The 12,013-nt window shown below is 63.1% G+C and carries 11 protein-coding genes; 2 read left to right on the top strand and 9 right to left on the bottom strand.

Annotated elements, in window-relative coordinates:
• Positions 1-42: 42 nt before the first annotated feature.
• The 9 genes from tilS to wecB form a co-directional block, all read right to left on the bottom strand.
• Complete coding sequence (gene tilS / locus ASD73_RS00335; RefSeq protein ID WP_082521261.1) at positions 43-1,047, bottom strand: tRNA lysidine(34) synthetase TilS; 1,005 nt, start codon at positions 1,045-1,047, stop codon at positions 43-45.
• A complete protein-coding gene (locus ASD73_RS00330; RefSeq protein ID WP_056370129.1) occupies positions 1,001-1,948 on the bottom strand; it encodes a tetratricopeptide repeat protein in 948 nt (315 codons plus the stop codon). The genes tilS and ASD73_RS00330 overlap by 47 nt, the downstream gene beginning before the upstream one ends.
• A gap of 114 nt (positions 1,949-2,062) precedes the next feature.
• Entirely contained in the window at positions 2,063-2,917 is an 855-nt protein-coding gene (locus tag ASD73_RS00325; RefSeq protein ID WP_056370131.1) for a helix-turn-helix domain-containing protein, read from the bottom strand.
• 144 nt (positions 2,918-3,061) lie between these two features.
• Positions 3,062-4,363: an ATP-dependent protease ATPase subunit HslU gene (hslU, locus tag ASD73_RS00320; protein WP_056370132.1), complete on the bottom strand. Its 1,302-nt coding sequence runs from the start codon at positions 4,361-4,363 to the stop codon at positions 3,062-3,064.
• Positions 4,364-4,367: 4 nt separating this feature from the next.
• Positions 4,368-4,934 carry an ATP-dependent protease subunit HslV gene (gene hslV / locus ASD73_RS00315; protein ID WP_056370134.1) on the bottom strand — a complete coding sequence of 189 codons (567 nt, stop codon included), beginning with the start codon at positions 4,932-4,934 and terminating at the stop codon, positions 4,368-4,370.
• 57 nt (positions 4,935-4,991) lie between these two features.
• Positions 4,992-6,059: a mannose-1-phosphate guanylyltransferase/mannose-6-phosphate isomerase gene (locus tag ASD73_RS00310; protein WP_056370136.1), complete on the bottom strand. Its 1,068-nt coding sequence runs from the start codon at positions 6,057-6,059 to the stop codon at positions 4,992-4,994.
• A gap of 15 nt (positions 6,060-6,074) precedes the next feature.
• Positions 6,075-6,896, bottom strand: a complete 822-nt coding sequence (locus tag ASD73_RS00305; RefSeq protein ID WP_235534032.1) for a class I mannose-6-phosphate isomerase — start codon at positions 6,894-6,896, stop codon at positions 6,075-6,077.
• A 97-nt stretch (positions 6,897-6,993) separates the two neighbouring features.
• On the bottom strand, positions 6,994-8,289 hold the full coding sequence (wecC, locus tag ASD73_RS00300) for a UDP-N-acetyl-D-mannosamine dehydrogenase (protein WP_056370523.1): 1,296 nt from the start codon (positions 8,287-8,289) through the stop codon (positions 6,994-6,996).
• Positions 8,279-9,349, bottom strand: a complete 1,071-nt coding sequence (gene wecB / locus ASD73_RS00295; protein ID WP_056370138.1) for a non-hydrolyzing UDP-N-acetylglucosamine 2-epimerase — start codon at positions 9,347-9,349, stop codon at positions 8,279-8,281. Before wecB ends, wecC begins: the two co-directional genes overlap by 11 nt.
• Positions 9,350-9,662: 313 nt before the next feature.
• Here wecB and ASD73_RS00290 point away from each other — a divergent pair, with 313 nt between their 5' ends.
• Positions 9,663-10,430 carry a metallophosphoesterase family protein gene (locus ASD73_RS00290; protein WP_056370140.1) on the top strand — a complete coding sequence of 256 codons (768 nt, stop codon included), beginning with the start codon at positions 9,663-9,665 and terminating at the stop codon, positions 10,428-10,430.
• 52 nt (positions 10,431-10,482) lie between these two features.
• A complete protein-coding gene (locus ASD73_RS00285; RefSeq protein ID WP_056370142.1) occupies positions 10,483-11,955 on the top strand; it encodes an O-antigen ligase family protein in 1,473 nt (490 codons plus the stop codon).
• Positions 11,956-12,013: the final 58 nt, after the last annotated feature.

The raw sequence follows: 12,013 nt of genomic DNA, 5'->3' as shown, positions 1-12,013 counted from the left end.
CCGCACAAGATAGGATAATCGGGTTAAATGACAATGAGGCAATCAGCCCTTTTTCGCTGCTTTCCGGCGCGGCGCCGCGGAAATGCGCCAGATCGTCCCTTCGAGGCCGCGTACCGCATCGATCAGCAGCGCGCCGACCATCGCTCGCCGCCCTTCGTGCATCGCGGCGATCACGCCGTCGAGCGAGGCACCGCGCAGGACGAGTTGCGGTGCGTTTGCGCGCAGCCGCTGCGCGACGATGCGGCGGAACATCTCGGGCGGATAGCCATCGTCGCGGATCACCGCGATGTCCGATGCGTCGGGCCAGGAAGCGATCAGGCGCTCGACCGCCCAGTCGAGCGCCTCGTCGGCTTCGGCGAGCCACGCCGCCGATTTCGCCGCGGCGGCAGGGTCGAGTGCGGTCTGCGACTGAAGGGCATGACGCAGGCGTGCCCGATCGAAGCGATTGTCGCTGTTCGACGGATCGTCGACGAAGGGCAGGTCGTTTTCGAGCGCCAGATGGACGAGTTCGCTGCGCCGCCAGTGCAGGAGCGGGCGCAGGATCGCCCCGTTGCGCGCGCGGATCGCGGCAAGCCCGCCGACGCCGCTGCTGCGGTTGAGCCGCATGACGATAGTCTCCAACTGATCGTCGGCATGGTGCGCCGTGACGATATGTTTGAGCGCTTTGGCTTCGCGCCATTGCTCGAGCAGGCGGTAGCGTTCGGTGCGCGCCGCCGCTTGCTGGGATCCCCTGATCGGCGTCGGCGGACGCAGCGTCGAATGCGGGATATGTTCGCGCTCGCAAAAACCGGCGACCATGCGCGCCTCATCGTCCGAGCCCTTGCGCAGGCCATGGTCGACCGTCGCCGCCCAGACCTGTCCGGGCAGCAGCGAGGCCATCAGCCAGAGCAGCGCCATGCTGTCGGGCCCGCCCGAAACGGCGACGCCATAGTGGAGGCGGTGCCAGTCGGACCCGACGAGCGCGGCGAGATCGCCGGCGAGCCGGTCCGCGGCGTCGCGGTCAGCAACCTGCTTTTGTTTTTGCGGCGGCAGCATCGGTCCGGACATCCTGCGGCGCCTTGTCGCCATAGACTTCGTCGAGTTCGCGGAACGCCTTGCACGCGTCGGCCTTGCGGCCGAGCTTGTCGAGCGCGACGCCCATGTACATCAGGCTGTGCGGCGCGCGTGCGCCGCTCGGGCGATCCTTGTAATTATTGTAAAAGGCGACCGCGGCAAGGCTGGGCTTGCCTTCGTCGAGATAGGAGCGGCCGAGCAAATTCTGCGCAAAGCTCGCCTGGCTGCTCTTGGGCCATTTGGTGACGACGGTCTTCAGCTGCGCCTGCGCTTCGGGATAGAGCTTCGCTTCCCACAGGCGATAGCCATAGTCGTACGCGTCCTTGGTTTCGTTGCCGCTGGCCGGGACCTCAACCTTCTTGACGAGCGCGAGCCGCGCGGCGTCGGTGGTCGCGGGCTTTGCCGCGGGTTTGTCGGCGGGCTTCTTCATCGGGGTGGCCGCGACCGTGGTCGCCGCTGCCGGCGGCTTCACCGTCGGGGCGAGGCTGGCGGGCGTCGGGGTGGGCGCGGCTTCCACTGCGGGGTCGGCGAAGCGCTTGTCCATTTCGGCCTTGTACGCGGTGAACTGCTTCTCGAGTTCACGGAGCTGGAAGGCATTTTGTTCGGTCTGGCCGGTCAGGGCCTGCAGCTGCGATTCGAGCGCATCGACGCGCGCGGTCAGGTCGATTACAGGGGCATTTGTGCGGGCGCGCTCGCCGGGTGTGTTGTCGGGAGCGATCTCGCCCTCGAAGAAGGTCGGGCTACCGCCGGGAAAGACCGACCGCTGGACGGCGCGCATTTCCTTTTCGAGCCGTTCGACCCGCTTGACGACCGTGTTGTCCTGCGCTGCCGCTGGCATCGTCGCGGCGAGTGCGATCGTTGCCGCCCCCAGGAAAGTGATCTGACGCATCATCATCTGCCGTTAGGTTCCCACTAATTAACCATTTCGTCGCTCATAACGCGGCAAAGCACGGCAGCGCAAACCCATTTCGGTGCACTGCCGCTCGAGCCGGCCCGAATGATCGGCGGTTCAGCCCTTGGGGCGTGGTCCCGCCGCAGGTGCCGCGGTGCCATTGCCTTCGGCGCGCGCGACCAGATCGGAGGGCTTGAGCGAGACATTCTTGACCAGCGTGTCGGCGGGGCCGATCGGGCCGATGTCGCGGCCACCGACGGTGACCTTGAGCGCCTGCGGGATGCTCGTACGCAGCGTGAACTTTTCAATATAGTCCGGCGGAACTTGATAGGTTTCGCCGGCGTCGAGCGTGCGCCAATTCTCGGTCTTGCCTTGCGCGTCGTCGAAGCCGATCCAGACTTCAGAAACCCCCGTCAGCACGACCGGAGCATTTGCCGCGACGGCGGACTGCCCGGTTGCGGCCCTGGTCGCCGGGGTAGCAGCGGCATCGCTCTGCGGCGCCTCCGATGCGTCGGCAGCGCGATTCTGCGCGGCAATCAACGCCTCGTCGGGCTCGACCGACAGGAAGCGCCAGACGCCGTACGCCGACGCGAGCAGCAGCGTGACGATGACGAGTGTCCAGGTCAGCCGCGCGGTGGGCAGCCGCGCCGGATCAGTCGGTTCATAGGCTTCGTACAGGGGGCGCGAGCCATAGGCGTCTTCTTCGAGTTCGTGGCGAATTGCGGCACCGATCTCGGCCTCGGGAAGGTCGACGGCGCGGGCGTAGGCGCGCGCGAAGCCGGTGACATAAGTACGGCCCGGAAGTTCCGAGAAATCGGACTTTTCGATCGCCGTCAAGTGACGCTGGGTGATGCGCGTCCGCGTTGCGACATCGGCGAGCGAGAGCCCTGCCGCTTCGCGCGCAAGGCGCAGCCGATCACCCGTGCGCGTAATCGCCAGTTCGCCTTGGGTGGCGACCTCTTCTTCTGCCATTGCTGTCTCCGGTGCCGATCGTCCGCAACCCATGTCGATCGTGCCGCGCAGTCATCGCATTGACCGCGCGGCAAAGTCAAATGAAGTTCGGCAATCGACCGGCTGAAAAGAAAGACGATCTAGTTCCGTCCGAAAAACAGCACGTCAGAGCACATATTTGCTGAGGTCGGTGTCGCCGACGATCTCCGCAAGCTGACGCTCGACATAGGCGGCATCGATCTCGAGCGTCGTGCCGCCAACGTCCTCGGCGGTGAAGCTGATTTCTTCGACCAGCCGCTCCATGATCGTCTGCAGGCGGCGCGCGCCGATATTCTCGACCTTCTCGTTGACCTCGGCCGCAAGCTTCGCGACGCGCGCGATGGCATCGTCCGTAAAGTTCAGCGTCACGCCTTCGGTACCGAGCAACGCCACATATTGTTCGGGCAGGCCGGCCTTCGTTTCGCTGAGGATCCGCACGAAATCCTCCTCGGTCAGCGCGCCGAGTTCGACGCGGATCGGCAGGCGGCCCTGGAGTTCGGGCAGCAGGTCGCTCGGCTTGGCGACATGAAAGGCGCCCGAGGCGATGAAGAGGATATGGTCGGTCTTCATCGGGCCATATTTGGTCGCGACGGTGGTGCCCTCGATCAGCGGCAGCAGGTCTCGCTGGACGCCTTCACGGCTCACCGAACCTCCGCGCACGTCGCTGACCGCGATCTTGTCGATTTCGTCGAGGAAGACGATGCCGTTCGCTTCCGCATCGGCGAGCGCAATCCGCGCGACATCGTCCTGGTCGAGGCGCTTATCCTGCTCTTCTTCGATGAGGCGCGTCGCTGCCTCGATGACCTTCAGTTTGCGACGCTTCTTGGGCAGGCCGCCCATCGCCTTGCCGAGCATGTCCGACAGGTTAATCATGCTCATCTGCCCCGGCTGACCGGGCAGTTCGAACGGCATCCCCTGGGCGTCGGCGACCTCGATTTCGACTTCGCTCTCGTCAAGATGGCCTTCGCGGATGCGCTGGCGAAAACTCTGGCGCGTCGCCTCGCTTGCGCCCTTGCCGGTCAGCGCATCGAGCAAGCGCTCCATTGCGGCCTCTTCGGCGGCCGCGCGCACCGACTCGCGGCGGCGCTCCTTCTCGAGCCGCACCGCTTCCTCTACAAGGTCGCGCGCGATCTGCTCGACGTCGCGGCCGACATAGCCGACCTCGGTGAATTTGGTCGCCTCTACCTTGATGAACGGCGCATCGGCGAGCTTTGCCAGCCGGCGTGAAATCTCGGTCTTGCCGCATCCCGTGGGCCCGATCATCAGGATGTTCTTGGGGCTCACCTCGTCGCGGAGATCGGGGGACAGCTGCTGGCGGCGCCAGCGATTGCGCAGCGCGACGGCGACGGCGCGCTTGGCGGCGTCCTGCCCGATGATGTGCGTATCGAGCGCAGCGACGATCGCCTTGGGAGTCAAATCCTTGTTCATGTGATTATGCCTGAATTTCGATGATTTCTTGGGTGAACTGGTCGTTGGTGTAGACGCAGATGTCGGCGGCGACTTCCATCGCCTTGCGAACGAGCACCGCGGGATCCTTCTCATAGTCGACGAGCGCACGGGCCGCCGAGAGCGCGAAATTGCCGCCCGACCCAATCGCGGCGACCCCGCCCAACGGTTCGAGCACATCGCCATTGCCGGTGATCACGAGCGTGACCTCCTTGTCGGCGACGATCATCATGGCCTCAAGGTTGCGCAGATATTTGTCGGTGCGCCAGTCCTTGGCGAGCTCGACCGCGGCGCGGAGCAACTGGCCGTTGTGCCGCTCGAGCTTCGCTTCGAGGCGTTCGAACAGCGTGAAGGCGTCTGCGGTTGCGCCGGCAAAGCCCCCGATCACGCTCCCGTCGTGGAGGCGGCGCACCTTGCGGGCGTTGGGCTTCATCACCGTCTGGCCCATCGACACCTGACCGTCGCCGATGATGACGACCTTGTCGGCGCTGCGGGCGGAGAGGATGGTGGTTCCGTGCCAGGGCGCGGCGCTTTGCGCGTGGGGATTGGTCATGCCGCAGGATATGGGCGATGGGCTCGCGCGCTGCAAGGGGAGGGGCGGCCGCGCCTTTTAGCGCGATGGGTTGGCCGCCAGATATTCGACGATCGCCTTGACCTCCTGCGAGCGGTCGCGCGGAATGATCAGGATATCGTCGCCGTGCATGACGACAATGATGTCGGAAACGCCGACGACGGCCACGCGCTTTCCTTCGCATGCGCGGAGGTAATTATTCTCGGCGTCGATCGCGATGACGTCACCGATGCGAACATTGCCGCTTTCATCCTTTTCGCCCAGCTCGTGCAGTGCCGCCCAGCCGCCGACGTCGGACCAGCCGGGATCGACCGGGGCGACGACCACCTGTTCGGCGCCCTCCATCACCGCATAGTCGATCGAATCCGACGGGCTGGAAAGAAAGGCATCGGATGCGGGATGGACGCGGGCGCCGTCCTGCCGCATCTTCGCCATCGCTGCCGAGCAGGACGCCGCGATCGCGGGCTGCTGCCTTTCGAGTTCGGCCAGGAAGCGGTCGGAACGCATCAGAAAGATACCGGCATTCCAATAGTGGCCGCCCTCGGCAAGCATCGCCTCTGCCCTGTCGCGTGGGGGCTTTTCGACAAAGCGCCGGACCTCGTAGATACCCGGTGTCGCGGCGAGCGGAACACCGGCGGCGATGTAGCCATAGCCGGTTTCGGGATGCGATGGCGCAATGCCGAAGGTTGCGAGCGCGCCCGCCTCGACGGCCGGCATCGCGGCCTCGATGGCGCGCAGGAATGCGGGTACGTCGGTCATGACATGATCGGCGGGCATGACGAGGATCGTCGCGTCGGGATCTTCGGCAAGCGCAGCGCACGCGGCAAGCGCGATCGCGGGGGCGGTGTTGCGCGCGGCAGGCTCGACGACGATGCGTGCGTCGGTGACACCCGCCGCCAACAGATCTGCCTCGACATGCGCGACGTGCGCCGGGCCGCAGACGATCATCGGCGCGGCGAAGCGGCTCCGGTCGACCGCGCGGTCTAGCGTTTGCAGGAACATGCTGCCCTTACCCGTCAGCGGCTGGAACTGTTTCGGTGCGCTATTGGTCGAAACGGGCCAGAGCCGCGTACCCGAACCCCCCGATAATATGACTGGGATGATCATCTGTTGTCTCGATTTTCAGGGGGTGTAGGCAGGCCAGCACAGCAGCGCACGTGCCCCCGGGGCAAGCGCAATGCGGTCGGCGCGGTCGGTCGCGACGCATTCGCCGAGTTTCACCTCTTCGCCTGATATGCTGCATCCCTGCGACAGAGGGGTGAAGGTGAAGTCGGCGTCATGCTGCGGCAACAGTCCCGCGGCGTCGGATCCCGACAGGTGGAGCAGGCGGAAATGCGGCCCGTTGACGAGCAGGCGGTTGTCGTTCGCCGCGATACGCCCGTCGCGCGGATCGGGGCGCGGCGCCGTTTCCGATACGGCGAGCCCAGCTTCGAGGTGAAGTTCGCGCGGGCGCCCATAATCATAGAGCCGATAGGTACAGTCGACATTTTGCTGCACCTCGACGATGGTCAGCCCTGCGCCGATCGCGTGTATCGTGCCGGCCTGATTGTAAACGAAGTCGTCGGCGCTTGCGGCGCGCCAGTCGATCATATCGACGATCGAACCGTCGAGTGCGGCGTTGCGCAGCGCCTCGCCCGTCGTCGGAGCAGTCAGGCCCACGCCGAGTTCGGCGTCAGGCTCCGCGTCAAGCACCAGCCAGCACTCTTCCTTGCCGCGCGGATAGCCCGCCGCCTGCGCGGCGGCATCGTCGGGGTGGACCTGGATTGACAGTCGTTCAGACGTGAAGAGGAATTTAACCATGATCGGCGCATCCGCGCCGCCGGGATGCGCAAACCATATCTCACCGATACGGCGACCGCCGAAATCGCCAAAATCTGAGGGGATGTCGGTGCGTCCCCAAGGCTTTTCGACCACAATGGTTTCGAGGCGAGTCAGCACGGGCATGCGAGGTTGGAACCTATCGTTCTTGCGTCAGGATAACGATCACGGAGATCATCTCATAACGCAATAGCGCCCGCCTCGTTGCGTAAAAGCAAGAAGGTCAGGCGGCCCGATGCAAACGATTGCCATTGGAGCCGTTCGGCTGGTCAAGCCACAGGCCGCGCGTGTCATAGACGATCTTGTCGCCGCGTTCCTCGATCGGGATCGACTTGAACAGGTCGTGATCGACGAGGACGATCAGCACGTCACAGCCGGTGAGAGCACTGTCGAGATCGATCAGTTCGGCGCCGGTGCCGACAAATTCCATCGGTAGGCCGCGCGCATAGGGCTCGACAATCTCGATCTGCTTGCCGAAGCGGCGTGCGAGCGCGGCGGCGACCTCGACCGCCGGGCTTTCGCGGAAATCGTCGATATTGGGCTTGAACGCGAGGCCGAGGCAAGCGACGCGCGCCTCGGGATGCTGCGACACGAGCATTTCGGTGGCGCCGATGACGTGCGCGGTCTTGGCGAGGTTCACTTCGCGCGCGGTGCGGATCAGGCGGCTGTGGTCGGGGGCGCCATGGACGAGAAACCAGGGATCGACTGCGATGCAATGACCGCCGACTCCGGGCCCGGGCTGGAGAATGTTGACGCGCGGGTGACGGTTAGCGAGGCGGATCACCTCCCACACATCGACGCCCATATGCTCGGCCATCATCGACAGCTCGTTGGCGAAGGCGATGTTGACGTCGCGATAGCTGTTTTCAACCAGCTTCACCATTTCAGCGGCGCGCGCCGAGGTGGTGACGCAGGCGCCGCGGACGAACTGACGATAAAAGGTCATCGCACGGCGCGCGCAGCGCGGGGTGATGCCGCCGATGCAGCGGTCGTTGTCGACGAGTTCGACGAGGATGCGGCCCGGCAGTACGCGCTCGGGGCAGTAGGCGACGAAGATGTCGGCCGCGCTGGTGCAGGCGCCCGGAACCTTGAGGTCGGGTCGAAGCTCGGCGAATAAGGCGGCGACCTTTTCGGTGGTGCCGACGGGCGAGGTCGATTCGAGAATGACCAGATTGCCCGCTTCCAGCTTCGGCGCGATCGCGCGCGCCGCGGAAAGGACATGGCTGATGTCGGGGCGGTGCTCTTCGTCGTGCGGGGTCGGCACCGCGATGACAAAAGTATCTGCGGGGGCGACCTCGGTCGAAGCAACAAGCGTTCCGCGCGACACGACGCCCTGAACGAGACCGTCGAGATCGACTTCCTCGATGTGAACCTTGCCGCTGTTGACCGTGTCGACGACGTGCTGGCTGACATCAACGCCGGTGACCTTGCAACCCGAGCGTGCGATCAGCGCGGCGGTAGGCAGGCCGATATAACCCAGACCGAGGACGGTAACCTTCTGTTCGCTATCAATGGGCACGCGCAACAATCTCCGCAATCCGTTTTGCCGCCGTGCCGTCGCCGAAGGGGTTATGCGCACGGGCCATGGCCGAATAAGCGTCCTTGTCGTCCAAAAGCTTGAAAATTTCGGAAACAATACGCGCTTTGTCGGTTCCGACAAGTCGCGCGGTGCCGGCTTCGATGCCTTCGGGGCGTTCGGTGGTTTCGCGCATCACCAGCACGGGCTTGCCGAGCGAAGGCGCTTCTTCCTGCACGCCGCCGCTGTCGGTCAGCACGAGTTCGGAGGCGGCAAGCAGGCGGACGAAATGCGGATAATCGAGCGGGTCGATCAGCGCCACATTGTCGAAGGTGCCGAGGATCGGCTCCATCGCGCTGCGGACATGCGGGTTCGGATGGACCGGAAAGACGACCGCGATATCGCTCCGCGCCGCGATGGCGGCAATCGCTTCGGCGATGGCTTTCATCCCGTCGCCGAAATTTTCGCGCCGGTGGGACGTGACGGCGATGATCCTTTTGCCGGCAAAGCGCGTGACAAGCGGATCGAGCCCCGCGGCGAGGGCCGGTTCCTCGTCGATCCGCGCCCTTGTCGCGAGCAGCGCGTCGATGACTGTGTTGCCGGTGACGTGGATGCGGTGGGCGGGCACATTTTCGCCGCGAAGCGCCGCTGCGGCGGTTTCTGTGGGGGCAAAATGCAGGTCGGCGATGGCGCCGGCGACCTTGCGGTTCACCTCCTCGGGCCAAGGATGATAGATGTTCCCACTTCGCAGTCCGGCCTCGACGTGGCCGACCGGGATTTTGCGGAAATAAGCTGCGAGCGTTGCGGCCATCGTAGTCAATGTGTCGCCATGGACAAGGATGCGGTCGGGTTTTTCGGCGTCGAATGTTTCGCCGAGGCCCGTCACCAGCCGCGCGAGCAGCGCGTCGAGCGTCTGGTTGGGGGTCATCACATCGAGGTCGATATCGGGCGTGATCTGCGCGATTTCCAGCACCTGATCGAGCATTTTGCGATGCTGTGCTGTCACGCAGACGCGCGCTTCAATGCCCGGTTGCGAGCGTAGCGCATGGACAACCGGGAACATCTTGATCGCCTCGGGGCGAGTGCCAAAGACTGTTAATATGCGCTCAGACACTACCAAAATTCCCGTTTTGCGATGATGCGTGCGGCGGGCCGCCACACGCTATCCTTGCCTAAGAAGCCTAGGCTAAAGCAATTGTTATTCCTTTAATTTCTTGTGCGCTAGACGCGTAGCGAACCGGCGATGATCGAATTCGTTGCAAGCTCGTTCAAAGCGATTGATCGCTGGTTTGGACAGATGAACTCGGTTAAAGGGCACCGCGACGATCGGGTTTCCGATTCATTTGGCGTTTTCGAAGCAAGGTTTACATCGATTTATGGGAATTTTCTCCCGGTTTTTGAGGGGGTCAGACTCGGCTCGGATCGAACGAACGCTTCCGCCGGGCGTGCTGGTGTATGCGGTCGGCGACATTCATGGCCGCGACGATCTGTTCGCCCAGTTGCTGGACAGGATCGACCGCGACCGGGGCGAGCGGCCGCATGAGCAATGCATCCTGATTCTGCTGGGCGATCTGGTCGACCGTGGACCGGATTCGAACCAAGTAGTCGAACGCGCGCTGTCGCTGTCGTCGCGCTTCGACCGGGTCCATCATCTGATCGGCAATCACGAGGAATGCATGCTCGGCGCATTGACTGGCGATATTAGCGCGCTGCGCTATTTTTCGCGGATCGGCGGCGATGCCACCATTCGCAGCTATATCAACGACGACACGCGCTATGGTGACGCATCTTTCGAGGAGCTGGCCGAACTGTTCCCAGCCCACGTTCCTGCTGCGCATATCGCGTTTCTAAAACGCGGCGAGGACATGGTACGTTATGGCGACTATGCCTTTGTCCATGCTGGGGTTCGGCCCGGCGTGCCGCTGGAAAGCCAGAAACCATCCGACCTGCGCTGGATTCGCGACGATTTCCTGTCGACGTCGACCGATTTCGGGGCCTTGGTCGTCCATGGCCACACGATCAGCGATCAGGTCGAAATGCGGCCGAACCGGATCGGGATCGATACCGGCGCCTATTGCAGCGGCGCATTGACGGCGCTTGGCCTGGAAGGGACCGATCGATGGGTGTTGCAGGCTTATTGCTAGATCCAGCCGCGACTGCTAGAGACCCGCTCCTTCCAATCATTAAAGTCTTACCATGGCCCATTCGAAGTCTGGCGCGCGCAGAAAAAAGGCGCGCCTTGAGTTTTTGACGCAGAGATTTAGCGCATTTTCCGGTCCGTCGGCTGACCGTTCGCAAGCGCGCGTCTATTGGGCGCTGATCGGCTTCTTGATCTTGGTCTTTCTGACCGGCGGGGCGTCACGTTCCGATGTCCAGTCACTGTTGATTTTGCGTCCTCTGGCGGTTGTTTTCTGCGGCTTCGCGCTTTTGTCGATTACGATGGAGCAGATTCGGACTTATCGCTTTTTCTTTTTGATGGCGGGCCTGATCTTCATTCTTGTGGGTATCCACCTGATTCCGCTGCCACCCGCAATCTGGCAGGCGCTGCCGGGGCGCGAAGTCATCATCGAAATCGACAATGCGGTGGGCAACAAGGATATATGGCGACCGATCACGATGGCCCCGAGCGCGGGGGCCAACGCATTTTTCTCGCTCTTTGTTCCACTAGCTGTTCTTTTGCTGATTGTGCAGTTGGACGGCGCGCGGCTGCAGCGTCTGGCGACGCCGATCCTGATCCTGGGTGCGATCAGCGGCGTCATCGGGATTTTCCAGGTTGCGGGTGACGCGCGCGGGCCGCTCTATTTCTATCGCATAACGAATCCGGGGGCGGCAGTTGGTTTCTTCTCCAACCGCAATCACCAGGCAATTCTGCTGCTGACGATGTTTCCGATCATTGCGTTCTTCGCTTCAAAATCGATGAAGACAGAAAATGCGATCAAGCTGCGACGCGCCGTCGCGGTCGGTATTGTCGCGTTGCTGATACCGCTTATCCTTGTCACCGGATCGCGGCTCGGTCTTTTATTGGGCCTGATTTCATTGACTTGCAGTTGGTTCATCTATCGCAAGCCAGAGGCAACGGGCGTGCGGAAGCGGACAGAGCGCAAAAATTATACCTTGGCGATAATGGCATCGCTAGGCGTCATGCTGCTGGCTTTGGTCACCGTCTTGGCGTCGCGGGCCGAGGCATTGCAGCGTCTTCTTGGCACCAATTTCGCTGAGGAAGCGCGCGTAGGCGCTTGGGGTATCACGTCGCAGATCGCATGGAAAAACATGCCTCTGGGGAGCGGCGCGGGGTCGTTCGTGGAATTGTATCGCATGGTCGAACCCGTCGCCAGCTTGACCCCGGTTTATTTCAATCATGCGCACAACGACTGGCTGGAAGTCTGGATGACCTTCGGAGTCCCGGGGGTCGCATTGATCGCACTGGCTGGCGCCGGCTATGTCGCCGCCGCGTGGAAATTGTTTACAAGTCGTACAACGGGGCCGAGTTCGACAACCCTGCTTGCGCAGACGGGGGCCGCCATTATTTTATTCTTCGCCCTTAGCAGCATTGTGGATTATCCGCTGCGGACGCCGTCGCTGGCGTGCCTATTCGTTGTCGCCTGCTGCTGGATGCGCTTTGGTTTGGGCGGCCATTCGATATCCGCTGGCAACAGTCGCGGTGTTTAGCTATCGCGAATTGAAACGGGTTCCGGAGAGCAAATCCTTCGGGCCGGCGCGTTGAGGA

This window comes from Sphingopyxis sp. Root154 (assembly GCF_001427105.1).
In the GTDB taxonomy this organism is placed as follows: domain Bacteria; phylum Pseudomonadota; class Alphaproteobacteria; order Sphingomonadales; family Sphingomonadaceae; genus Sphingopyxis.
The sequence above is the reverse complement of the archived record's forward strand: the minus strand, read 5'-3'. Positions and strand labels throughout refer to the sequence as shown.